The organism is Planctomicrobium stercoris (genome assembly GCF_051465655.1).
Classification (GTDB): Bacteria; Planctomycetota; Planctomycetia; order Planctomycetales; family Planctomycetaceae; genus Planctomicrobium.
Map to the genome: position 1 here is coordinate 3,274,376 of NZ_CP195791.1, position 25,504 is coordinate 3,299,879.

18 protein-coding genes are annotated in these 25,504 nt (G+C 55.5%); 5 read left to right on the forward strand and 13 right to left on the reverse strand.

Annotated elements, in window-relative coordinates; translation table 11 throughout:
- Positions 1-400: 400 nt before the first annotated feature.
- The 7 genes from SH661x_RS13345 to SH661x_RS13375 form a co-directional block, all read right to left on the reverse strand.
- Positions 401-1,840 (reverse strand): NADH:flavin oxidoreductase, encoded by a 1,440-nt coding sequence (locus tag SH661x_RS13345; protein WP_437222188.1) that lies wholly within the window; start codon positions 1,838-1,840, stop codon positions 401-403.
- A gap of 151 nt (positions 1,841-1,991) precedes the next feature.
- Positions 1,992-3,452 carry a DUF1501 domain-containing protein gene (locus SH661x_RS13350; RefSeq protein ID WP_437222191.1) on the reverse strand — a complete coding sequence of 487 codons (1,461 nt, stop codon included), beginning with the start codon at positions 3,450-3,452 and terminating at the stop codon, positions 1,992-1,994.
- A 46-nt stretch (positions 3,453-3,498) separates the two neighbouring features.
- Complete coding sequence (locus tag SH661x_RS13355; RefSeq protein ID WP_437222194.1) at positions 3,499-6,573, reverse strand: PSD1 and planctomycete cytochrome C domain-containing protein; 3,075 nt, start codon at positions 6,571-6,573, stop codon at positions 3,499-3,501.
- 80 nt (positions 6,574-6,653) lie between these two features.
- Positions 6,654-7,184 carry a carboxypeptidase-like regulatory domain-containing protein gene (locus SH661x_RS13360; RefSeq protein ID WP_437222196.1) on the reverse strand — a complete coding sequence of 177 codons (531 nt, stop codon included), beginning with the start codon at positions 7,182-7,184 and terminating at the stop codon, positions 6,654-6,656.
- A gap of 36 nt (positions 7,185-7,220) precedes the next feature.
- Positions 7,221-8,171 carry a DUF1559 family PulG-like putative transporter gene (locus SH661x_RS13365; protein ID WP_437222199.1) on the reverse strand — a complete coding sequence of 317 codons (951 nt, stop codon included), beginning with the start codon at positions 8,169-8,171 and terminating at the stop codon, positions 7,221-7,223.
- A 105-nt stretch (positions 8,172-8,276) separates the two neighbouring features.
- On the reverse strand, positions 8,277-9,212 hold the full coding sequence (locus SH661x_RS13370; protein WP_437222204.1) for a DUF1559 family PulG-like putative transporter: 936 nt from the start codon (positions 9,210-9,212) through the stop codon (positions 8,277-8,279).
- Positions 9,213-9,435: 223 nt separating this feature from the next.
- The gene (locus tag SH661x_RS13375) at positions 9,436-10,497 is read right to left on the reverse strand and encodes a LacI family DNA-binding transcriptional regulator (RefSeq protein ID WP_437222206.1); all 1,062 of its coding nucleotides are present in this window, start codon (positions 10,495-10,497) and stop codon (positions 9,436-9,438) included.
- A 217-nt stretch (positions 10,498-10,714) separates the two neighbouring features.
- Here SH661x_RS13375 and SH661x_RS13380 point away from each other — a divergent pair, with 217 nt between their 5' ends.
- The 5 genes from SH661x_RS13380 (at position 10,715) to SH661x_RS13400 (ending at position 16,345) form a co-directional block, all read left to right on the forward strand.
- The gene (locus tag SH661x_RS13380; RefSeq protein WP_437222209.1) at positions 10,715-11,725 is read left to right on the forward strand and encodes an aldo/keto reductase; all 1,011 of its coding nucleotides are present in this window, start codon (positions 10,715-10,717) and stop codon (positions 11,723-11,725) included.
- Between the two features lie 57 nt (positions 11,726-11,782).
- Positions 11,783-13,063, forward strand: coding sequence for an MFS transporter (locus SH661x_RS13385; RefSeq protein WP_437222212.1), 1,281 nt, complete (start codon positions 11,783-11,785; stop codon positions 13,061-13,063).
- A 127-nt stretch (positions 13,064-13,190) separates the two neighbouring features.
- Entirely contained in the window at positions 13,191-13,880 is a 690-nt protein-coding gene (locus tag SH661x_RS13390) for a ThuA domain-containing protein (RefSeq protein WP_437222214.1), read from the forward strand.
- A 136-nt stretch (positions 13,881-14,016) separates the two neighbouring features.
- On the forward strand, positions 14,017-15,327 hold the full coding sequence (locus tag SH661x_RS13395; RefSeq protein ID WP_437222217.1) for a Gfo/Idh/MocA family protein: 1,311 nt from the start codon (positions 14,017-14,019) through the stop codon (positions 15,325-15,327).
- A 502-nt stretch (positions 15,328-15,829) separates the two neighbouring features.
- Positions 15,830-16,345, forward strand: coding sequence for a sigma-70 family RNA polymerase sigma factor (locus SH661x_RS13400; RefSeq protein WP_437222219.1), 516 nt, complete (start codon positions 15,830-15,832; stop codon positions 16,343-16,345).
- A 6-nt stretch (positions 16,346-16,351) separates the two neighbouring features.
- Here SH661x_RS13400 and SH661x_RS13405 read toward each other — a convergent pair whose 3' ends face one another.
- The 6 genes from SH661x_RS13405 to SH661x_RS13430 all read right to left on the reverse strand — a co-directional run bounded on the left by SH661x_RS13405 (position 16,352) and on the right by SH661x_RS13430 (position 25,495).
- Positions 16,352-16,492, reverse strand: coding sequence for a hypothetical protein (locus SH661x_RS13405; protein ID WP_437222222.1), 141 nt, complete (start codon positions 16,490-16,492; stop codon positions 16,352-16,354).
- 20 nt (positions 16,493-16,512) lie between these two features.
- A complete protein-coding gene (locus SH661x_RS13410) occupies positions 16,513-18,690 on the reverse strand; it encodes a Tex family protein (protein ID WP_437231200.1) in 2,178 nt (725 codons plus the stop codon).
- A 233-nt stretch (positions 18,691-18,923) separates the two neighbouring features.
- Complete coding sequence (locus SH661x_RS13415) at positions 18,924-20,345, reverse strand: DUF1501 domain-containing protein (RefSeq protein ID WP_437222224.1); 1,422 nt, start codon at positions 20,343-20,345, stop codon at positions 18,924-18,926.
- A gap of 41 nt (positions 20,346-20,386) precedes the next feature.
- Positions 20,387-23,548, reverse strand: a complete 3,162-nt coding sequence (locus tag SH661x_RS13420; protein ID WP_437231201.1) for a DUF1553 domain-containing protein — start codon at positions 23,546-23,548, stop codon at positions 20,387-20,389.
- A 153-nt stretch (positions 23,549-23,701) separates the two neighbouring features.
- The gene (locus SH661x_RS13425; RefSeq protein WP_437222227.1) at positions 23,702-24,163 is read right to left on the reverse strand and encodes a carboxypeptidase regulatory-like domain-containing protein; all 462 of its coding nucleotides are present in this window, start codon (positions 24,161-24,163) and stop codon (positions 23,702-23,704) included.
- Between the two features lie 294 nt (positions 24,164-24,457).
- Positions 24,458-25,495, reverse strand: coding sequence for a DUF1559 family PulG-like putative transporter (locus tag SH661x_RS13430; RefSeq protein ID WP_437222230.1), 1,038 nt, complete (start codon positions 25,493-25,495; stop codon positions 24,458-24,460).
- Between the last annotated feature and the right edge of the window lie 9 nt (positions 25,496-25,504).

Genomic DNA, 25,504 nt, shown 5'->3' on the forward strand with positions numbered 1-25,504 from the left:
TCGTGTCGAGACAGCGGGGCGGCGGAAAGTTGTCTGGATGTCTCCTTGAGTCGTTCGAAGAGCTTCTTGGGCGGGTGCCGCTGCTTCCGCTGCCGGTTGTCAGATCCTGGAATCTCAAAACCTCAAAGTCTGCAGAAAGGGCAACTGGCAGGCATCTGGGCGCTGCACTTTTCCCTGAATTCCCCCTCCTCCACAGGCGCTACGTTGTTGCACTGATGTCTACAATGTGGTTGACCAGCTGGGTCTGAGTCTGACCGGCTTCCTTCCGCAGCGTACTGAGCTTGCGGTTCTCCTGCTGAGTGGTACGGGCAATGTTCGCCTGCCGCAGCCCCCGGACCGGTTGGCGTTCCAGGAAATGATCCCGGTTGGGTGAATCGCATTGCGATTCGGTCCTGGGTTTCTACGGTGCTTCGGTCTTGTCGCTTTTTATTTTCAGTAGCTGTTCCCGTTCGGTTCGTTGCTTGTAGAACGGGTCCAGAGGGTAGCAGCCGGAGACCAGACCGTTCCGCGGGGCGGTGGTACAGTCGCTAAAGGTACGGCAGATCAGTTTACGAGCCATCGGCCGGCCAGCCAGCGTGTCGGCCGGCATCTCGGGATAAGACAGAACCATGCGTCCCAGGCCGATCAGGTCTGCTTCCTCTCGGCGGATCACTGCCTGACCCACATGGGCGAGCCAGTCCTGCAGATACGAGTATCCGGAACCGACGACGATCAAGCTGGGATGCAGCGCCTTGACGCGGGCGGTTGTCTCGATCTGCCGAGCGACGCTCAACAGCGGATCTTCCGGCGGCTGATACCCGTCGCTGGGGGGAAACGTCGCCGGACGTTGAAGATGGGGGTTATAGTACGGACTCCCTGCAGTCGAACACACCAGTTCGATGCCGAGTTCTTCCAGCAGCGTGAGAAACGCCGAAGTTTCAGTGAGATCAATCCCCAGGCCCGTGCCATCGCCTCCAAATGCGTACCGATAATGGCCCGGTTCTTGGGCAGGTACTCCCACACCATCAAAGCCCGGCCGAAACGGGAGGAAATCGAACAGACTCAGCCGCACGCCAATCTCCAGCCCAGGAGCCTCCGCGCGAATGCCCGCAACAATCTCGCGCAGAAATCGGGTCCGATTCTCGAGTGAGCCCCCATACCGCCCGGGACGATCGACAGCGGACAAAAATTCATGCCCCAGATATCCGTGACAATGCTTGATGTCGACAAACCGAAATCCTGCTCGCTGCGACAGTCGAGCAGCTAGAACAAAGTGCTCGATTAACCGCTGGATTTCATCGTCGGACATGAGGCAGCCAACAGCGGGCTCGCCGTAGCGTTCGGCAAGCAGCGCATGGTGATAAAGGATTCGCGGTTCCAGGCGGTGATGCTCGTGTGGCCGCGCAAACCGTCCGGAATGTGTCAGCTGCAATCCCAGGAGCAGGTCATCCGTCCTGCCGAAGCGTTCCTGATGTGTCTGCTGAAGCAACTCCCGCAAGCCGATGAAATCGGACAGGGTCTTCTGATTGATGAGCAGCTGATGCGGATTGGCGCGGCCTTCCGGATGCACCGCCACGGCCTCTCCTCCCCAGATCAATTTCGCACCACTGGCCCCGAAGTTTCGCCACCGGCGTCGGGTTAATTCCGTCGGATGTCCCTCTGCTGTGCCATCCCAGCCTTCCATCGGCAGAATACAGAATCGGTTGCCGATGGTGCCTGACCTGGACATCAGCGGCTGGGCCAGGGGAGCCGACGATCCGGTTTGCACCTCCTCATCTACCGGCAGGTGAACATTCAGTTGCTGGAGACGTTCGCGAAAAGCGGTTAACGATTTCAACGTGGCAATTCGAGGATAAGACATGCGATGAAAAATCCGAGTGCTGGAATGCAGAATGTGAAGCGTGAATGAGACATCGGTGCGGGTGGCGAGGCCTGTTTTCCGTGCAGGGACAAGCGACCATCGCTCATGCACCAAGTCAAAAGGATACGAGCGCCTTGAGAACCGCCGGTTGTCAGGCCAGCACTTGTTGCACGACGTTCCCTCCCACGTCGGTGAGCCGGAAATCACGACCCTGATAGCGGTATGACAGGCGTTCGTGGTCGATTCCCAGGCAATGGAGTATGGTTGCCTGCAGGTCGTGAACGTGCACCGGGTCTTCGACGATGTTGTAAGAAAAGTCATCCGTCTTTCCGAGAACGACTCCCGGTTTCATTCCGCCTCCCGCCAGCCACACCGTGAAGCAACGAGGATGATGGTCACGGCCATAGGTTTGATTTGTAAGGGTCCCCTGGCAATAAGCTGTGCGGCCAAACTCCCCTCCCCAGATCACCAGTGTTTCCTCCAGCAATCCCCGTTGGGCCAGATCTTGCACCAATGCTGCACAGGCCTGGTCGACTTCTCGAGTCTTCTTGCGCAGCTTCTGCGGCAGGTCGGCATGATGGTCCCAGTCCTTATCGAAAAGATGAACGAACCGGACTCCGCGTTCGATCATGCGACGGGCCAACAGGCAATTGTTGGCAAAGGAGTTTACTCCAGAACTTGCGCCGTACATGTCCAGGATGTGTCTGGGTTCTTTGTTGATCTCCATCAGTTCGGGAACGGATGTCTGCATCTGAAATGCGAGTTCGTAAGCGCTGATTCTCGCCTGAATCTCCGGGTCTCTCAGCGTCTGAAATCGCATTTGATTCATTTGGTTCACAGCATCGATTGTCTGGCGACGCGCCTCCCGGCCGACTCCTTCCGGGTCGGTCAGGCTCATGACTGCGTCACCCTGCGAGCGAAACTGCACTCCCTGGTGTTTTCCCGGCAGGAAGCCGCTGTGCCAATATTTTGAAAGAATGGGCTGGCCTCCGTAATCTCCTGATGAGGTCAAGACGATGAAGGCGGGCAGGTTTTCGCTTTCGCATCCCAGGCCATAAGACAACCAGGAACCCATGCTGGGCCTGCCGGTGATGCTGTTTCCCGTGTGCAGAAACGTAATCGCAGGATCATGGTTGATGGGTTCGGTGTGCATCGATCGAATGACCGTCAATCGATCGACAATCCCGGCTGTTTTCGGCAGCAATTCGCTGATCTCCAGTCCCGCGTCTCCAGCCCGTTGAAAACGGAACTGAGATCCCGCAATGGGAAATGACGTCTGTCCGCTTGTCATCGTGGTCAGGCGTTGGCCGTTGATCACGCTCGCGGGGATCTCTTCACCATGCATTTGTTGCAGGCGGAGCTTGGGATCGAACAAATCCATTTGGGAAGGAGCCCCCGACATGAACAGGAAGATGACCCGTTTGGCTCGCGAGGGGAAATGAGGAATTCCGGGCAATCCGCCCGATGCTGCCATCGTCCGTTCCGACGTCAGTAACGAACTCAGGGCTGCGACTCCCAGGCCTCCGGACGTCCGTAGCAGGAACCGTCGACGAGCTTCGAATGTTGCCGGTTCGCCGCAGGATCGGGAAACATCACTGGAGAAATTTCGCATCAACGTTCCTCGCGTGCGGGTTTGAACTCGACCTGGAACATGTTCACTATGGACGGGTGATGGCTTCATCCAGGTTCAGCAACACATTTGCGATGAGCATCCATGCTTGCTGTTCACTGGTCTGATTCCCGCTGGCGGGGACAGTAAGTTGCTTGTGATACAATTCCAGCAGCAACCTCTCTTCGTCTGCCGAGGGGAATCGCGACAAGACTGACCTGAACAAGAAGGTCAGCTTTTCGATGGAAGACTGCCGTGTCGATGCCACAGACGAAGCCATCGCGCGTGCAAGTTCGACAAACACCGGATCATTCAGGGTGATGAGCGCTTGTAATGGAGTATTGGTGGTAGAACGGATGACGGTACATTCACCGCGGCTGGGAGCATCAAATGTCTGGAAGGCCGGGTAAGGACACGTTCGACGGATAAACGTATAAAGGCCGCGACGATATTTCTGGGCACCGTGATCGGTCCGCCACTGCATTTCATTCAGACCGTCTTCTTTGTCCCGATAAAAATCTTCAGGCTGGAATGGGAAAACGCTTCGCCCACCAATCTCCGGAGAGAGGACTCCGGCGCTCATCAGGGCCGAATCTCGAATTTCTTCAGCGGTTAAGCGAAATCGCGAATTCCGGGCGAGCAAACGGTTGTCGGAGTCATGTTCGAGGAGCTGCGGGCTGAAGGCGGAAGACTGCCGATAAGTGGAGGACATGACAATCAACTTCAACATCCGTTTGACATCCCATGCAGCGGTATCGGCATCAGCGCTCGGGGCAGGAGTCATGAAAGTCACTGCCAGCCAGTCAAGCAAGTCGGGATGCGTCGGGAGTTCTCCTCGCACCCCAAAGTCCTCCGGAGTTCGAACCAGTCCACGACCGAATAACTGTGTCCAAAGCCGGTTGACGGCCACACGGGCGGTGAGTGGATGCTCAGAACTCACTAGCCAGCGTGCCAGTGCCAATCGATCCTGAGGTACATCAGCATCCAGTGGCGGAAAGATGGACGGAATGCCCCGCTCCACTTGCTCGCCCGGTTGCAGATAGTCCCCGCGCTTCAGAACGTGGGCAGGACGGGGCGTCTCCATTTCTCTCCAGACGAGTGCTTGAGGAATCCCTTTCTCAAAAAGGATTTTTTCCTGCCTCTTCGCAGCGAGTTCTTTCTGGAGCCCGAAGAGCTGGGGGGCATGCTCCTTGATGTAGTAACTTCGCAATTGCTGCGTCTGCTCAGGAGTTCGGCTCTGCGCAGCGACGCTCAGCAGCGAGAAGACCTGATCCTTCTCTGCATTTTCTAAAGAATGCCGGGGCTGATAACCAAAGTGATAGCCATCGCTGGTATTCTTCAATCCATGCCAACCAGGATCACGGTCAAACGATTGTTGACGGGTCTCCTGACCTGCGGAGACGGTATATGTCAGTTCATCCAGAAAAAATCTGATCGGAGCATCTTCCTGACTCAAATCTCTGGTTGTGATTCCGAACGCATCGAATTGCTGTCCGCTGAATTCTTCCCCGGCGCGGAGGAGCAGATGGCTGCTTCCCACCGTCCGCCCCTCGTAGGTCATTGTCAAACGAATTTCTCGTCGAGATGGATCATAGTCCCAGCTCCATGCGTACTTGAGTCCATAGGCCCCGCCAATTGGATCTCCATGCAGGACACTGCCATCGGGAGTGATCGCCGCCGGAAAAAAACGGGGGCCATCCTCAATGTCGAACCCGAACGCTGCAAAGCGTCCGACAGTGGGTGTCGTGGAAAAGTGACCGATGGTCGCGGCCGAATTGACGCCACTCGTGACTACCACCTGGCCACTATTGTGAAGTTGATCGCGGTGCGTCAATTTCCCATTGAGCTTGACGTCGCCGTAGTAGGCAGAAGTTCCGGAGCGGGCAACCACTCCTCCAGCCACTCCGGAACGGGTGTGATTGTCCACAGGAGACAACTCGCCTGAAGCTGAAACCAGCCATCTCTCATACTCTTCTTCGACTCCCGGGAGCAACTCCCGTTCGCCAAACTCCAGTCGGCTGATTTGTTGATCGAGCAGTTCCAGCTGCGCCTGTTGTTTCATACTGGGAACGCGAATGCTCGGCTGAAATTCAGGTCCTCCATTGATGGGGATTTCACCATCAAGGCTGTTGAAGAACGCAGAGAGAGCATAGTACTCCCGCTGGGAGATGGGGTCATACTTGTGATCATGACATTGAGCGCATCCGAAGGTCAGCCCCATCCAGGTCGCTGCAGTCGTGTTCGCGCGATCCACTGCGTACACAATCCGAAACTCCTCCGGATCTGATCCTCCTTCTTGATTCACGCGATGCAGCCGATGAAATCCAGATGCAATCTGCTGCGACTGCGTGGCATTCGGCAGCAGGTCTCCCGCAATATTTTCAACAGTGAACTGATCAAAGGGCATGTTGGCATTAAATGCATTGATCACATAATCCCGATAGGGAAAATTAGGACGTTCGTGATCATCCGCATATCCGGTGGAGTCTCCGAATCTTGCCAGATCAAGCCAGATCTGTGCCATTTTTTCGCCGTAGTGTGGCGAGGCTAACAGGCGGTCGACAAGAGCTTCGTAAGCTTCCGGACTGTCATCCGCCAGAAATGCATCGACTTCCGCCACGGTCGGAGGCAAGCCGGTCAGATCCAGGGACAGCCGTCGGATCAGCGTGATGCGGTCGGCCTCCAGCGATGGCGCGAGCCCCTCCGCTTCCAGACGCGCCAATACGAATTGATCGATTGCATTTCGTCCCCAGATCTTATTTTTTGTGTGCGGGATCTGCGGAAGCTGCGGTTTCACAAACGCCCAATGCTCCTGATAGTGGGCGCCAGCCTGAATCCACGCACGTAATGTCTGTTTCTCTTCTGTACTGAGCTGGTGCTTGCTGTCTGGCGGCGGCATGACGGTGTCAGGATCGGTCGATTCGATACGACGGATCAGTTCACTGAGAGTTGCGAGCCCTGGTGCAATGGCCCTGTTTCCCGATGGAAGTTCTCTGGTTGCCGATTCCCGCTGATCAAGTCGTAGTTCGGCCTGACGCTGCGCAGCATCAGGTCCATGACAAGTAAAGCAGGTTTCGGAAAAAATGGGACGAATGTCCCGAAGATAACTTGGAGACGTACTCACTTCCCCCAAAGCCATCCGCGTTGACAACAGCCATAGAACTAAGAGTAGCCGAGTCATATTCAAGAGATTTCCATAGAATGCTACTTTGATGTCAACTCGATATTGATGACGTTCGTGCCTGCCAGCACATCCTTTACGAGCAATCCAGGTTTGTTGTATTTCTGAGGCACTTTCTCAGGAACGCCGGGAGGGTCTCCCGGATCGTCTCCCCCCTGCTGAAATGTCGAAACGTGTACGTTGTATTGACCGATCAATGCTCCTTTGGACTCGAGTGTATAGCTGAGTTCATAATGTCCCTGGGAATCGGTTGTCGCCATGGAACTGCGACCATTTTCAACCGGATTGAAAGACACGGTCGCTTCCGGCAAAGGTTGACCATCGAGGGTGACAGTGCCGCTCACCCGGCCTAATTCCGGAATGTCTGCATTTGATCCACAGCCGAGCGTCATTGCCACGCCGGTTACGATCACCATACACAAGCATGCATTTGTGTTTTTCATTTTTTTGAGCCACCCTGAGGAAAGACAATTAATGAAGCGTTTAGTAGTAGCACGTTCTAAACCATCATTGCACACCCTGAGGCATTGCTTCATGACATAAGTATGTGTCATCCAGAAAATGACCTTTCCGGATGTACCTCCGGAGAACTAAAAGTCACCGATCGACTTCCCATCTTCGCGAGCAATCAGGTATTCGATGGTGCTGTTGATGGTTTCGTCGACATTGTGATTCGTATTCTGGCTGACAAATCGTACAGATCCATCGCAAAGCAAGAAATGAGCGCCACCTGCGTGGGAGCTGCTGAATCCCCGCTGATCGGAGTTCATGAGATACTTTCCACAACCGGCACTGGTGGAGGTTCCATAACTTGTTTGATCGACATCAGAATCATGCAAGCCAAAGACGAGCGAAGCGTTCAACTGCGAGTTGGCAACCGTATATGCCCGCTCGCCAACAGCGAACGTATTGGTCGCGCCATCGGCGATATCAGAGATTCTGATGGGACGTCGACCGACGCGATCTTTAGTGGACTGATCGAATCCGCAGGGACCGAAGGCCCCGTTAAACGTGCTGCTTCGATTGCTTTGATACGAATCGTTGGAAACCACGTAGTTGGACGTGGCGGTAGGGACGAACGCTGTGGCGTCCCAGCTGGTGCTGGTTCCCTTCCTGAAGTTCCAGGCGGAATTTGTGGCAGGGCCCGTGTCAGAGGGGCAGCGAAACGCCGGATAGGATTGACTTAAGATTGCGTAACGGGAAGGATCATTGGCGGCTTCCTGGGCAGGAACGAGGCCCACTCCCAGCAAATTGAATGCATTTCCGAGGTCCATCTGCGGAAGCAACAAGGCGCCCCAGGCCCAATTGCTGCCGCTGCTGCCGTAGTAGTAGACATAGGCCGGCGGAAAGCTGTCGTACTGTTCATGATAATTATGAAGCGCCAGCCCAAATTGCTTCAGGTGATTTTTGCATTGTGTTCTTCGAGCAGATTCCCGTGTCTGCTGGACTGCCGGAAGCAGCAGGGCAATCAGCACTGCAATGATAGCAATGACAACGAGTAACTCAATTAATGTAAAGCCGCGACGTTGAAAAGATTTCATGCCAGTCTTCCGCTGTGTGAGATGTGTACGAAATCTGCAAGAGAACCTTCTTGTGCGAAAAAAGCGTGAGATGAAACATGGCTGCCGACAGTCCAGAAGGCATTTCTAGAATTCGGCTACCGGATTTCCGTCTTCACGGCCAATCAGGTATTCAACGGTGCTATTGATCGCCGAGTCCGTATTGTGGCTCGTATTCTGGCTCACAAAGCGTACGGAACCGTCACACATCAGAAAGTGAGTTCCACCAACGTGCATGCTGCTGAAGCCACGAGGATCCATGTTGAGCAAGTATCCTCCGCAACCTGTCACGGTGGAAATTCCCATATAGTCCAGGTTTTCGTCAATGTCGGTGGCTCCAAACACTAAGGATGCATACAGGTCTTTTCCGGATAATTTCGTCGCACGTTCTCCGAGAGCGAATGTATTGCTGGTTCCATCTGTGATGTCTGAGATGCGTTTTGGCCGCATCCCAAACAGATTCGATGGCAAGCCGACGGGGCAGGTGATTCCAAAGACCCCGTTTGCAGTTGTGTCACGCTTGTTCAGGTGCGTGTGATTTGAAGCGATATAATTAGACGTGCTTGTCTCAACCAGATCGCTTCCTGTGGTTCCGCTGCGAAATCTCCATCGACTGTTTGTCGACAGACCCGTGTCTGATGGACAGCGAAAGACCGGATACCCCTGACTCAGAATGGCATAGCGGGTGGAATCTGCAGCGGCAACCCGAGCGGGATCATTCGCTTTCAGTTGATTGTAGACGCTGGAGAGGTCCAGCATCGGAAGCAGACACGTTCCCCACGACCAACCGGTTTCAGCGCCCGTTCCAACCCCGAAGTATGCCGGCGGAAAGCAGCCGACCTGTTCGTGATAGTTGTGCAGGGCCAGTCCCATTTGCTTCAAATTATTTTTGCATTGACTGCGTCGAGCGGCTTCGCGAGCTTGTTGGACCGCAGGCAGGAGCAGGGCAATCAGAACAGCGATAATTGCGATGACAACTAATAGTTCAATCAGCGTGAATCCGGAATGGGCAGGTCGCTTCATCGATCAGACTCCAGAAAAACATGTTCAGAAGAGAGAATTGGAATACAGAGTTCTTCGAGCAAAAAACTGAATGGAGGAGATGCAGGCACAGCAACGCTGATTTCAGGTCGATGTTCCTTTCTAGCTGCACTTGAATTGATTTGAGTATAGAACTACGGGCTATTGCCCTCGCAGAGCGGTGCCGCCCGAATTTTTTTCGAAACTCACCACCGACCGAGTTGCCTCAGGTCGTCGAATGCCTGGCAACTGATCCCCCTTCGACAAGAGTGGGGTCCAGACCGATATCGCAGAAGGGCTGATTGGGATGATTCATGCGCCAGGCGAGTTGATCCACGCAGCGTGAGCCGATCTGTTCGGCGTGAACATCGATCGTGGTCATGCGGGGATAAATTCCCATGAGCAACGATTGTTCGTTATTGCAGGACATCAGGCTGATATCCCGGCCGATCTGCAAGCCGCGAGAAGCGAGTGCCTGCGCGACCATGGCACCAACGCTATCATCGGGAGCAAAGATTGCAGTCGGCCGCTGACGTGCTGCAAGCAATCGGTCGACAAGCCCCTGCACAATCTCAACATGATCGACCGCTGCTGACGGAAATGACCATTGTCGGTCATCTCCGATATAATTCCAGACGGTCGCGCCAAGATGGCCTGCATAAAACGAGAAACTGGCCTGCCTCCGCATCAAAGTGACCTGCGTCGGCTTGGGGCTGATAAATGCCAGATCGGTATGCCCTCTTGAAACGAGATATTCTGCCGCCAGCTGCCCCACTCGTAGATCATTCGCGCGAACATCATCGCCCACGAATCCCGCAGGCCGTCCGAGAACCCATACCGTAGGTACTTCGGCTAGAGTTTCAATCAGTTCGGGACTGGTGTGCCCGGAGAGATCGCCCTGCAAGGCTCCCTTGACGATGATGCCGTCCACTTTTGTACGTCGCATCACTTCCGGCACTGTGTCCGCCGTGGGAACATTGACCATCAGCAGGTTGGCGTTGGCGTTGTTCAACCCCTTCTCCACTCCTTCGATGGCGGCCGCCACGACCGGTAGTCTGGTCAGCGAACGGTCCATTCCCAGCATGAGCAACAGCACGTTCTTCCCGTCGAGCGGATATGCCTGTGCCATCGATGCCTTTCGCTGCTTGGGAGAGTAGTTCAGCTCCTTGATCGCCTGCTGAACTCGCCTGAAGTTTTCCGGTGCAACTGCGGGGTGATTGCTGAGAACGCGACTGACCGTACCTGCCGAGACCTGCGCGAGTTGAGCAACATCTTGAATGGTGGCCATGGCCCCCCTCCCGGGACATTCATTGATTTTTTGGAAAAGCTTGCCCGCAGATCCGTGGACAGAAGTGATGAATATTCACGGATGAATTATTGAATAACGCATTGAAATTGTCAAGCGCGTTGCGCATAATTCACAATGTGCATCAATTTTCTGGCTGAGATCTCCCACTTGGCAGCACTCTTCAGATCCGTTTTCTTAGATGGTGCGGTGAATATTCATGGAATATGTTCCATTTGGAAAGACGCCGATCCGAATTTCAGCCCTTTCTTTTGGAGCTGGCCCTATCTCGACGTTGATGGTCGGGAACCAAACAGACGCCCAGATTCGTGTGGTCGAACACGCGATCAGACGGGGAATCAATTGGTTCGACACGGCAGCGACCTATGGTGGCGGCCAGTCTGAAGAGAGTCTCGGGCAGGCGCTGAGTGCCCTGGGGGGCCATGCCAAGGTACACATTGCCACCAAGGTTCGGCTCTTTGCAGATGACTTCAAGAATCTCCGCGATGCGATCCGCCGGTCTTTCGACGACAGCCTCAAGCGTTTGCGCTGTACCAGCGTTACGCTCTTGCAGCTGCATAATGCAATTACCGTTTCACGCGATGATCAGCCGACGTCTCTTTCTCCTCGGGATGTGCTGCAACGGGGTGGCATTGCAGACATCTTTTCATCCATCCGTGAGGAGGGACTGGCAGCTCATATCGGGCTGACCGGGATTGGGGAGTCACGATCGTTGAGGGAAGTCGTGGATTCCGGTCGGTTTGAATCGGTGCAGGTTCCGTATCACTTGTTAAACCCGAGTGCAGGCTGGGATGTGGGGGAAGACTTTCCGGAAGTGAATTATGGAAATGTGATTTCGCATTGCGCACGTCGAGGGATGGGAGTGCTGGCGATCCGGGTATTGGCTGGCGGAGCGCTGGCTGGTAATCCACCCAGTCCACACACGCTCAAGACCCCCTATTTCCCTCTTGAGTTGTTTGACCGCGACCGCGACCGCGCCAGACGGATCGCTGAGATGCTCGGGCTGAAACGAAATCTTCCTGCTGAAGCAATCCGATTTGCACTTGCTCACCCTCACGTTCAGTCTGCATTGATCGGATTCGCAAGTACCGAGCAGATTGACCACGCGATTGCAGCCATCGAGTCTTCGGTTCCGCACCCGGACTGGGCTGCGATCCTGCCCCCTGAACTGCTGTTTGACGCAATCCGAGTTGAAAAGTGCGTTCCATAGAAGAACCCTGGGAAAGTGATCAGGTCGACTTCGCCTTTGCAATTGAGAAGTAACGCCATGGCAGAAATTCCCCCACTCCGGACAGTTCAGCGAGCATTGATTCTGTTCAGTTCGCTGGGAGGCTGGTGGTTTGCAGGAGTGATCATGGCCGTTCCCCCCCTGGCTGCTCGGGTTGCTGTGGCTTCGATGGGAATTACCAGCGAAGCGATGCGAGGACGCTGGTTTTCATGGTTCATCTGCGCATTTCTGTTGGGGGCCGCCTGCGGCGGATTCGTCTTTGGCTGGCTGGGAGACCGCTATGGTCGTTCACGCGCCCTGGGATGGAGCATCTGCACTTACTCATTCCTGGCAGGGGCCTGTTATTTCGCAAAGTCTCCAGAGCAGATGCTGGTGTTGTGGTTTCTGGCGTGCACCGGAGTCGGAGGAGCCTGGCCAAATGGGATCTCACTGGCTTCGGAGGCGCTCCCGAAAGTTTCGCGACCATGGCTGGCAGGAGTGTTCGGAACAACGGCCAACCTGGGGCTGATGACACTTTCGTCGCTGGCATATCTCTTCCATGTCAATGGGAACAACTGGCGCTGGGTGATGCTGGTGGCTGCTTCCCCCGCTGTGCTGGGACTTGTGGTCCTGTTTCTAGTCCCGGAATCTCCACGATGGCTCGAGGAACAGCAGACCAGGCCCCTCGCAAAGAAGCGACTCCGGGTTGGAGTTTCTGAAGTCTTTCGCCCTCCGCTGCTGGGTTACACCATCATTGGAATTCTGCTGGGAGCGGTTCCTTTAATCGGCAATTGGGGGGCCTCGAACTGGCTGGTCCCCTGGTCGAATCAGGTCGAAGAGCAGGTGGGCAAACATGGCCTCAGCGCAGCAACGCAGTGGGTGAAGTCCGGAGGAGCGACATTAGGCAGTCTGCTGGGGGGCTGGCTGGCCAGTCAGTTCGGGCGAAGAAGCACTTACTTCCTGGTCAGTCTTGTTTCGCTCTCAAGTAGTTTTTACATCTTCCACAATCTATCTCCGATGGATGGCGAGTTTCTGGTGTGGGTCTTCTTCCAGGGATTTGTCGGAACCATCTACTTCGGCTGGCTTCCGTTGTACTTGCCCGAATTATTTCCCACGCGGGTGCGAGCAACGGGGACGGGAGTCACTTTCAACTGGGGCCGACTGGCAACTGCCGTCACGGTCCTCGTGAGCGGTCAGCTGATGCTGGCATTTCACGGCAACTACGCCCGCGTAGGGCAGTGGACCTGTCTGGTTTATGTCTTGGGGATGCTGGTGATCTGCTTCGCCCCGGACACGACCAGCAAAGATTTTGTTGCGATTCGTGATCGCATTGAGAAGTGATCGCGCGACGAAAGAATGTGAGCCTGCCGACCGACTTTGCAGGGCCACATGACCAGCGAATTCGATAAGACTCTTTCCAGGAGAGAAACTCATGAGAATGATGGCTTGTGTGGCAATGGTTTTGACAATGTTGCTTTCCTCTGAGGGGGAAGCCACAGAGCCATTGCGAGTCTGCATTTTATCCGGTTGTCCCACTTATCATTCGGAGAAATCCCTTCCTGATTTTCAGAAGTATCTCGAAGAGAACTTCCATGTGAAATGCACGCGACTGGTGAGAAAAGATACTGATGATCTTCCCGGCCTCGAATCGCTCGAGAATTGCGATGTGTGCTTCGTGTTCATCAAACGCATGCAGCTGAAGGGCGACCAGCTGCGGAGATTTCAAGACTACATGACCAGCGGAAAGCCGATTGTTGCGGTCCGCACTGCCAGCCACGCGGTTCAAACATGGCTGGATTTTGATCGTGAAGTGCTCGGGGGCAACTATCAAGGCCATCACGCCGTCGGTCCGGAAGTGAAAGTCAGCGTCACTTCAGACGGCCAGGATCATCCAGTTCTTGCGGGGGTCGATCTGACGACGGTTCAAGACGCCTTGTATAAGAACAACGGTCATGCAGACGACATTCATGTTCTGCTGCGGGGTGAAATTGACGGTCAGCCTGTCGAACCGCTGGCCTGGACGCGGGACGTGAATGGTGGTCGCGTGTTTTATACCTCACTCGGAGCTGAAGAGACTTTTCAACGTCCTGAATTCCGGAAGATGCTGGCGAATGCACTTTTCTGGACAGCCGGGCGCCTGCCCGAATCGAAACAGTAGTACAGAGACGCGAGAAAGAGGCACAACGACAGCCGCCGTGTCATGACCGCGCGCTGAAGTCGCATGAAGCAGCAGGACAGTCCGGTTCGTTCATAGGCTTTTTCGGTAACCGTTTGATCAAGGGGAGTCGCCGAGTATGTTTACGTTCAGCAATCGTCGCGAATTCTTAAAGCAGACAACCGCACTTGCGGCAGCCGCCGCAGTGCCGGCTGCCACGGCACGGGCCCGTGGTGAAAATGACAATCTCAAGGTTGCCTTGATTGGCTGCGGTGGCCGGGGAATACATGATGCGAAACTCTTTAAGAATACTCCGAATGTCGAACTGGGGTACGTCTGCGATGTCGATGCACACCGGCTGCAGGAAGCCATCCGCGACCTGCAAATTGAGGAATCCCGCGCGGTTTCCGACATGCGGCGGATTCTCGATGATAAGTCAGTCGATGCCGTCATCATCGCGACGCCTGACCACTGGCATTCACCAGCAGCAATTCTGGCATGCGAAGCGGGCAAGAATGTTTACGTCGAAAAGCCTGTTTCGCACAATATCCGCGAAGGGCGACTGCTCATTGAAGCTGCCAGGAAGAACAACACTCTTGTGCAGCATGGCACTCAATGCCGCAGCACAAAGATGATGATTGATGCTGTGACGCTTTTACGGGAAGGGATCATTGGCACTGTCCTGGCCGCCAAGTGCTGGAATGTGCAGCGTCGAGGACAACTCCAACGCGGGGAATGTACGAACCCTCCCCAGGAGCTCGATTATGATTCGTGGGTAGGTCCCGCAACGATGATCCCTTATCGCACCAACCGGGTTCATAACCGCTGGACAATGTGGTATCACTTTGGTGCAGGCGACATGGGAAACGACGGCGTTCATGACCTGGATTACACCCGTTGGGGCTTAGGCGTGGAGACGCATCCGACGCGGATCAGCGCCTTGGGGGGCAAGTATCACGTCAATGACGAGACCGAGTTTCCTGACACGCAGCAAGTGACCTTTGAATATGTGACCGATGGAGATCCACAAAGCCGCCGCCTGCTGGTCTACGAGCAGCGGCTTTGGTCCAGCAACTATCCTCACAACTGCGACAGCGGCGCGGAGTTCTATGGCGACAAAGGACAAATGTTCCTGAGCCGTCGAGGCAAGTTGGAAGTACGAGGCGAGAAGAATTCTGTCGTCAAAATTGATGTACAGCCACAGTCACAAGATGATGCCGCCCATGTTTTGAACTTCTGCGACGCCATTCGTAACGGTACCCCGCTCAACGCAGACGCCTTGACCGGACACCTGTCTACGTCCTTGTGCCACCTGGGGAATATCGCTACGCGCCTGGGCCGCTCTCTGAATTTTAATCCGCAGACGGAACTGATCACTGGCGATGATGAGGCGAATGCCTTGGTCCGCAGAGAATATCGAGAGCACTGGGGCACTCCTCGTAACAGTTAATCGAGCTCCAGGTTGATGTTGTTGAACGGACCGCCCCCGGAACTGGACCGCATGCAGGCTGTACTGCGGTATGACGTTGTTCTACCTGTTCCGGGGGAAACGCAACATCGCAAAGATCAGCGATAATCAACCAGAGAGTGGTGCTGAATGATCGTCGAACAACTTTTTTCGGTTCATCGGGCGGATCGGGGGAAGTTGGACCTGCTGGTCTGACCATACATGAGCTGGTTTCACAACCGGAGGGCGAGGCTCCTGCCGAGCAAGTGACCAGCGATTCGATGCGTCTCGGTGTCCACAAGATGTACATTCAGTTTACACTTATGGCAAACTGAATCCGGGATTGATCAGATTCTTCACTACGGGTGCGATCCGTTAGAAATTCTTATCCGGCAATATTTTTCGGGAATGGTTTGATTCTTGAAAACTCTCTGCACCGTAAATCATTTCCTCAAGACATATCTGGTTCGGGCAAGCTGTGAAGCCAGGGAGATGAACAGAGGAAATGCTGAATCGGCTGGAACATAACGCCATGGATTCGCCTGAGACGGCGAATTCACGAGAGACGATTTTCTTACGTCAATTTGCAGCGACGCACGAGGAGATCTACGCGTCTGCTCTCTCCATCGTCGGGTGTCGGGCCGATGCGGTTGATGTCGTTCAGGAAGTCTGTGTCGTGCTCTGGACACAGTACGAGAAATTCGAACAGTCGACGAACTTCTCCCGCTGGGCCTGCACGGTTGCTTTTAACGTGGCGAAGAACTACGCCCGGAAGCAGCGTCGACGGCGGGGTTACGGTCTCAGTGACCAGATGCTTTCCAAGATGGCCCAGGTTCAGACTGGCAGCAGCGAACTGCTGGAACTTCAGAAAGAGATTCTGCTCGACTGCATGGACAAGCTGTCGGAGTCCGATCGGGACTTTTTCTTTGGGAGTGTTATTGCAGCACGACATCGCTGGTCACCTTTTCCCGCGGGAAGGGACTCTCGATCGAGACCGTCTACAGCAAGCTCAATCGGTTGAGGCGAGTCATCGTGTCCGCATCAGTTCGCAGAAAAATCGGACATACACAGCTGTCGGCGGGCTGGTGAAATCGTTCGAACGACGGGTGGCAAGATTGGCGTCGGTCGCGATGGCCCACCGTTGCACCGTGCGGGTACACTCAGCCATTCGACGCGAACCTCGAAGTCTTACATGGCCTCTTTGCGCGAGACCGCGATTCGTTTTCGATCGAGATCGACGTCGAGAACTTTCACGCGTACCACGTCGCCGACTGCCACGACTTCGCTGGGGTCGCGAATGAACGTATTGGCGAGCTGAGAGATGTGGATGAGCCCATCCTGGTGCACGCCAATATCGACGAACGCGCCAAACTTGGTGACGTTGGTGATCACGCCTTCCAGGATCATGCCGACCTGAAGGTCTTTCAGTTCGTTGATCCCTTCGGTGAACTGCGCCACTTTGAACTCGCTGCGTGGATCACGACCCGGCTTCACGAGTTCGACGAGAATATCCTGGACCGTCGGAAGACCGATCTTCTCGTCGACGAAGTCAGCCGCTTGCAGCCGGCTGGCGAGCGTTCCATTTCCCACTAAGTCCTTAGTGGATACGCCCAGTTTGGCCGCCATTCTGTGAACCACGTAATAGCTTTCTGGATGGACGGACGAATTGTCGAGGGGTTCCCGACCATCCCTGATCCGCAAAAAGCCAGCCGCCTGTTCGAAGGCTTTCCGACCAAGTTTGGGAACCTTGCAGAGTTCCTCGCGAGTTTGAAAACGGCCATTCGCATCACGGTACTCGACAATGTTCTCCGCGAGCTTCGGTCCGATCCCAGCGACATGTGCGAGGAGCGGCGCGCTGGCCAAATTGACGTCGACTCCCACGGCAGTGACGCACGATTCCACTTCGCGATCGAGACTTTTGCGCAGCAGTGGTTGGTTCACATCGTGCTGATACTGCCCGACGCCGATCGATTTCGGGTCAAGTTTGACCAGTTCCGCGAGCGGATCCTGCAAGCGATGGGCAATGCTGATCGCGCCGCGAACCGTGAGATCAAGATCGGGATACTCCCGTGCTGCGAGTTCGCTGGCGGAGTAAATCGATGCCCCCGATTCACTGATCGTGACCTGCGTAACCTGAAGTGACTGTTGCTGGATGACGTCCGAGATGAAGGCCGAAGTTTCGCGCGATGCGGTCCCATTGCCAATCGCAATCAACTTTACCTCGTAGCGGGTGATGAGATCGATCAGCGTCCTGGCGGCCCCTGCCACATCCGCCTTGGGGGGCGTCGGATAGATGGTGGTATGGGCGAGAAATTTGCCAGTCCCGTCGACGACCGCCAGTTTACAGCCCGTACGAAATCCGGGGTCAACACCGATCGTCATCTGGGGGCCCGCCGGTGGGGCCAGCAACATCGCTCGCAGGTTGCTGGCGAAAACTGCAATCGCTTCTTCGTCGGCGGCCCTCTTCAAATCCTCGAACACCACCGATTCGACAGCTGGCAGCAGCAGCCGGTGGTAACAATCCTCGACGGTTGTGAGGAGCTCGCGATAAAACTCAAACTGAGGATGATGCGCCAGTTCCCGCCTGATCTTCGCCAACACAAATTCGTCGTCCAGCTTCAGGCTGAGTTTGAGCAGACCTTCTGCCTCGCCGCGCTGCATGGCCAGCAGTCGGTGGGAAGGGATGCGTTTGACCAGCTCGCGGTGGTCGAAATAGGTCTCGAATTTGCTGGCTTCCGCCTGCTTGCCCCGCTTGACGGTTGAGACGATCAGGCCAGAATCCTTCGCGTGTTGGAGCAGCCATTGACGCAGCGGCGGATGCTGCGACCAGTGTTCAGCGAGGATGTCACAAGCCCCTTGCAAAGCAGCCGGTTCATCGGGCACGCCGTTCTCTGCGTTGACGAATGGCTTCAGTACCACGGTCCTGGGCCGATTCGACCGTTCCTGCCGGAGCAGCAAATCGGCCAGCGGTTGCAATCCACGTTCCCGTGCTGTGGCGGCCCGAGTTCGTCGTTCGGGCTTGAACGGAAGGTACAGCGTCTCCAGCATTTGCCGGTCGGTGCAGGATTGGATCCGCTGGTGCAGTTCCGGCGTAAGTTGTCCCTGCTGGTGAATCGATTTGAGAATCGTCGATTTTCGTTGGGCGAGTTCTCGGGACCTGGCGAGCAAGTCTTCGATTCCCCGCAACGCCACTTCGTCGAGTCCGCGAGTTGCTTCCTTGCGATAGCGGGCGATGAACGGAATCGTGTTGCCGTCGTCGAGCAATTCAATCGCCGCCCTGATTTGCGCCGGACTTCGCTGAAGTGCTGCAGCGATGCCGCTGATCGTCTGTTCCAAATCAAAGTCATCGAACGATTTGTCTTCCATCATACGCCGCAATTTTCCGCACTATCAGAACCGCACCTCGATCCGCTGACACTGTAGTGCAAGTGGGGCCAGGAGGCCATGTTGTCTCGTACCAGGAAATGCCGTCTCCGGGCCTCGTTTCCTGGCTCCAGTGCCTGCGGGAACTCTGTTCCAGGCGGAAGGAACCGTCTGGGACCTGAGTTCGCTCGCCTCACAAGGTCATCGGAAGGGGACATCTCCGATTTGCATTTGCATTACCCGGTCACGAGTCGGGATAGAAAACGTCCTTCGTTCACCGTCGGTCGTTCAGGCCTGCCTTTGAACTTATAGGTCAGTTCCATGTTCGACAGTCCCAGCAGATGCAGGATGGACGCGTGCAGGTCGTGTATGTGAACCCGGTCTTCGGTAGCACGCAGCCCGAGTTCATCAGTCGCGCCAATTGTCTGGCCACCACGAACTCCTCCTCCGGCCATCCACATCGTGAAGCCTGTGGGATTGTGATCGCGGCCGTTTCCCCGCTCCGACATCGGAGTTCTCCCAAACTCTCCTCCCCAGACGACGAGGGTTTCATCGAGCAGCCCTCGCTGTTTGAGGTCCTGCAGGAGCGCTGCGACGGGTAGATCCATCGCTCGGCAGAGACTGGAATGGTTGCCTTCAATGTCGGCATGCGCATCCCATTTGCTGCCGGCCCCATGATACAGCTGGATGAAGCGAACTCCTCGCTCGGCCAACCTTCTGGCCAGCAGGCAAAGCTTTCCGAACGATTCCGTTTCCTTATGGTGCAGCCCGTAGTTCTGTTGGGTCGCTGCAGTTTCCTGCGAAAGGTCGACTGCTTCCGGGGCATGGGCCTGCATTCGAAAGGCCAGCTCATAGCTTCGAAGACGCGCCTCCAGCTCGCTTTGCTCCGGATGCTGATCGGAGTATTGGTGATTCAGTCGATGGAGAAATGTCAGCTTGCGTTCTTGTTCAGCAGCCGAACTTCCTTCAGGGAAATTCAGGTTGGGAATCGGCTGGTTTCCTTCGGAAAGATGAATCCCTTGATAGGTGGCGGGCATGAAGCCCGCGCTCCAGTTTCGGGGGCCGTTGACCACGCTCGCCCGGTTGTCCTGCATGACGACGAACCCGGGCAGGTTCCGATTCTCGGTGCCCAGGCCATAGCTGACCCAGCTCCCCAGCGAGGGCCGCCCCCCCAGGATCGAACACGTATTCATCTGGCAGACCCCGGCGGAATGGTTGATCCCTTCTCCCCAGCAGGAACGGATCACTGCAATATCGTCGACACATTCGGCGGTATGGGGAAGCCAGTCAGAAACCCATGTGCCGCATTCCCCGTGTTGCTTCCAACTTCTTCGAGAGGCGAGCAGCGGAGCATGAAACTCTCCCATCGCAGTGACAATCACTCCGAAGCTTTTTGGCAACGGCTGGCCCGCGAGTTTATTCAGAAGAGGTTTCGGATCGAATGTGTCCAGATGGCTCGGGCCTCCTTCCATGAACAGGAAAATCACCCGCTTCGCTGTGGGGAGAAAATGCGAGGGAAACGCACTTTCGGCGATCGACGTTTCCCCACCCAACGCACGGTCCTGTGCCAGCAGTCCGGTCAGGGCAAGCGCGGCAAACCCGGAGCCGCTCTGTGTCAAGAATTGACGACGGGATGAGAAATGTAAAGAAGGATTCATCGCGAGTTCATTTCTGCTGGCCGGCGAAGGTATGAATCAGATCAATCGACATAGAGAAATTCATTGCAATTCAACAGCACATGGCAGAGGTTCACAAACGCGGCTGATGAAGCTCCTTCGGAGGGGCTTGAGTTGTGAGTCGGCGGATCGATGTTGAATCCGTTCTGAGATGAATCCTGCAGGATGCCCGGTACTGGTTCGAATCTCCAATACCCGATCGTCGTGGTCGTGGCGCGTTCTGCCGAATAGAGAAGCTGATTCTGGGCGAGGACTCCTTCCGAGAGCCGGACTTCATCAATCATCCCGTCGAAGTGATGTCTTGTCGGTTTCTGACACCCGATCATCAGCGGCTTTCCGTTCTCAATTCCTCCCACAATCCTGTGAGGGATTTCGGCGACGAGCAGCGGTTCATCATCATTCGAGAGGTCTTTCAGGTAAAAACGGGCGATGCCAGGATGGTTTTCTTTTGCCAGCTGCAGGCTGACGGCCGCGAAAAACGGTTTGTTGATGTCAACATGCTGGTCAGAGAACAATGCCGCCTCAACCAGTGAGCCGGTACTGCTTCGTCCGAAAAGTTGCAGGACAAGCGTCTGTGGCTTTCTTCGCGATCCTTTTCCGGTGACGCCGAAGATCCAGCCTGGCTCGGAATGATTGCCGTCTGATTTGGACACAATCGTGCGCAAGGCGGATGAATCGGCAATCGAATCAAGCTGAAAGAAGGCCTCGATCGTGAACTCTTCTGAAGTCATTTCCGGACGATGCGCGACCGCCAGCCAATCCGCTGCATGTTCCCCGTGGAAAACAACAGCTTGCCCGTCACGGTAGGGAAGTTTGCCAGTGGAGAGGCCGTTCACTGGAGGTGTGCTCTCTGATGAAGATTCCTGGGTGACGGGCGGCTCCAGAAAAGCCAATGCACACTCAAGCTCCTCCGGACCGGGAGAACGTCCGAGGGTCAGCTGCCAGAGTTGCCCGACCTGTTCCTGCAGCCCTGCCCCTTGAACCGTAGTTTCCCGGATCCGGTCCGCAAGAGCCCGCGCGTGTTGCTGCATCGTCTGGCTGTTCAAGAGCAGCAGCGACTGCACCGGAGAAGTGGTCGTGTCACGACTGGCCGTGCTGACAAAGAATTCCGGCAGATCGAAGGCGTCCAGCAACGGATCGCGGCTGTTTCGCATCACGCGTGTGTAAATCGACCGTCGATGCTGTTCGGGAGTGCTGCCGGGCCCTCCCTTTCGCGTGTCAAGTCGATGAGTCACGGACAGTATGGAATCGCGGATCTGCTCAGCATCCAGACGTCGGGCTCCAAATCGCCAGTAGTACTGATTCAATGGATCGCTCGAATTGTGATCATCAAAGAGAGGGTGCCTGGATGACTGGCGATAAGTCGCGGAGTTCAGAATCAGGCGATGGAGGCTCTTCATCCGCCATCCTTCATCAATCAATCGGGAGGCAAGCCAGTCGAGAAGTTCCGGATGGCTCGGGGGAACTCCCAGGCGGCCAAAATCGCTTGAGTTCTCTGCCAGTCCCTTGCCGAAATGATATTGCCAGATGCGATTGACGATGACGCGAGCTGTGAGCGGATTTTCCGGGCTTGTCAGCCACCGAGCCAGCGCAGCCCTGCGACCGGTGGAATTGGGGAGTCCAATGCCGCTGATCGTGGCCGGATCGGGATCGAGAATGGTCGGAAAGCCAGGTTCGACAGCGATTCCCTTTTTTGGAATCGTTGTGCCGGGAGCTGTGCAACCGACATCGGTGGTGACCATCGGAGTCGGAAGAGACTCCGGCGGACTGAATTTCGCCAACTCTCGTCGAAGTTCCAGGATCCGCTCCTTATCCTGGCCTCCCATCCGGCCGTCTATGCGTGCGTTCTCATAGACGACTTGTCGCCACGCCAAGGCGACAAGTTGCTGTTCTTCCGGCGTCTGTTCCGACTTGGGCTTTCGAATCAATTCCTGAATGTCGTCAGGGAACCGGCCGACTGCGAGATTCTCCCCCGCCTTCCGGTATTTTTCTTCCAGTCGATGGAGTTCTTCCTGAAGATCTTTCGTCCGGCTGGCATACTCACTCATTGCCTGCTGATGTCGATCCAACTCCTCGGGAGTGGCTGCAGGAAGGTCATCTCGCGGGAGTACGGATTCGAAAAACGCCCGCAGGCGGTAATAGTCCTGCTGGAGGAGGGGATCGAACTTATGATCATGGCACTTCGCACATTGCAGCCCCAGCCCGAGAAAGACGTCCGCAGTGACATCGGTGATCTCGTTCTGCATGAGATCCCACTGCGTCCGCACATCCCGGCTGTTGTATTCGTAGATACCATGCCGCAAAAATCCGGTGGCAATCAAGGCCTGCGGGTCCCCAGGGAACAGCTCGTCTCCTGCGATCTGCTCCTGCACAAAGCGATCGTACGGCTTATCAGCATTCAGGGACTCGATCACGTAATCTCGATAGCGCCATGCCTGCGGTCGATAGTGGTCCGCTTTATAGCCATCTCCGTCCGCGTAGCGGACCAGATCCAGCCAGTGCCTGCCCCAGCGCTCGGCGTATTCCGGACGATCCAGGAGTTGATTGACGAGATCTTCATATGCAGACGGGTTTTCATCCTGGACGAACTCACGAACCTCCTCCGGCGTCGGTGGCAGTCCGATGACATCGAAGTAGAGTCGACGAATCAAGGTGCCGCGGTCCGCCTGGGGGACGGGCGTCAGACCATGCTTCTGGCGTTCTTTGGCAATAAAAAAGTCAATCTCGGTCTTCGCCCAGTCTGCATCGTCAATGCGAGGAATACTCGGAGTGGAGATCGGTTGAAACGCCCACCAGCTGCGATCTTCATCAGTGAATTCATGCGACTGCCGCCGGGCAACTTTTCCATCATCGCCCGGCCAATAAGCTCCATTGAGAATCCATTCGCTGAGAATTATGACGTCCGCGTCGGACAATCGCCGTGACGGCGGCATCTCGTAGGATTCGTAGCGAACGGCGTGTATCAGCAGGCTGTCATCCGGTTTTCCGGGAACGACAGCAGGCCCAGAATCTCCCCCCAGCAGTATCGCCCCACGAGAATCCAATCTCAGGTTTCCCTTTTGTTTCTCTGCGGAATGGCAGCTGAAACAATTCTTCACCAGAAGCGGCCGGACTTGAGATTCAAAGAATTTTTCCTGCTTCGAATCCGCTGCTTCACTCTGAGACCATGGCTGGAAGAACAACATCGCCGTCAACAACAGCAACGTCCGAAATACCGAATGGCCGCGTCGCGGGATCAAGTTGAGCAAAAGTTGATTGAAAAGAATTGTCATTGAACCTGGATTGATCTGTTTCTGAAGAACCGGCTTTAAGCTGCGTTGATCATTCAGATGTCGCTCTCATCGGGCGGCAGATTTTGGCTTCTCCCCAGGGTCGGGTTCGGAATTCAGGTTGAAGTCATAAGTCTTCTGGCCAGCCTGGACGTCGACAACGAGTTCCGTGTTCTCCCGATAACGCTTCGGCAGGAGTTCCTGGCGTCCGGGAAGCGTTGGAGCATCCTTAGGCACGTCTTCCGACCGGAAGGCGACAACTTCCGAGGTGATCGTGACCAGATGCCGACCGGGCATGGCCCCCGCCCGATCGAAGCTGTACTGAAGTTCGTACTTTCCTTCATCGTCAGAAAATCCGACGGAAGGACGTCCTTGCTCAGGGTGAAACGTGATTGAAGCGCGATCGAGAGGCTTGCCGTCCAGCGTGATCATTCCACGGACCGGGACGAGCTTGGGGCCGTTTGAGCCACCACAACCAAGGCAAATCACCACGATTGCCGCGCAAATCTTCTGAATTGATGTCTGAATCATCCATCATTCCCAAGTCAAAAAGGCAATCAAGCAATGTCAAGTTCGTCGCCATGAACAGGCAGCCGGGGAACGACGGTCACCTCGTTCCCGGCACACTGATTGACAATGAGTGACTGCAGCCGCAGACAAATCGACTCTCCGGTGAGAGCTGATTTCGACTCGCCATACCTGTTTGCAGACGAGTCCGATGCGTTAGCCCCTGTCTCAGGGGAGTGTGGCGGCGATTCAGGGAGACTTGTCGTTCGAAAGCTGTGTTTATCGCCGCCGGAACGCCACGCTTTCGTGACATTCGCTCTAGAATTCACCGATGACGTAACCGTCGCTGATTCCAAGCAATGCTTCCAGAACGGAATCCGTGGCATCGGTGATGGTGTAGTTATGAATGTTGTCACTGAGAAAGCCGACATGGCCATCGGCGAAGACGAAGTGTGCACCGCCAACATGCTGGCTTCCGAAGGATGCATATTCAAAAGAGCCGGTATACGCTGCGCTGGTAATGGCGGGATTAATGGAATTGTAGATCGATCCCGCAATCGACATCAGTCCCTGTGAACCATCCGAGCCGCCCGTGGTATCGTGCGATGCGGGTCCGAGGCCGTCCCGGTCACGGGCAGCGGACATCAATCCGGCATTCACCTGCTTCTTCCCCGGAGGAGCAGGCCGGAAGGCCCGCTCGCCGATCATCAGCGTATTGCTGCTGCCATCGGTGATAGTGCGATGCTTACAGTTGCTGTCTCTCCAAAACATTCCGACCGCACCGGTATTTCCATTGTTGGACGTCGTTGCAGCCTGCTGTCGCACAGCCCGAGTGTTGTTGCAGACAACGTAGTTTGTCAGAGACAAACCGGTGTTCGTCCCTCCGCTTGTGACAATGGCAAACCCGGCTTCATCGCCGATACTCGGGGTGTATCGCTTAGGCCCCGTATCGGAAGGACAACGGAATGCTGGATAGCTCTGCTGCATGATCGCTGTATTGGCGGTCACGCTTTGCGTCGCTGTGCTGTTTCCCACATTGAGCGTGTTGAACACCTGAGACAACTCCATGTAAGGAAGGATGAATGCCGACCACGCCCAGTGCCCTTGGTTGTCGCTGACTCCCTGGGCTCCGCGGAGATCAACATAGCACGGAGGAAAGGACCCGTAGGTGTCCAGATAGTTGTGCATGGCCAGACCAAGCTGTTTCAGATTGTTTTTGCACTGGCTTCGGCGGGCAGCCTCTCGAGCCTGCTGGACCGCCGGGAGTAACAATGCGATCAGAACTGCGATAATCGCGATCACGACCAGCAGCTCAATGAGCGTGAATCCGCGGGGCGAATGCGAACGACTGTTCATAAGAACTCC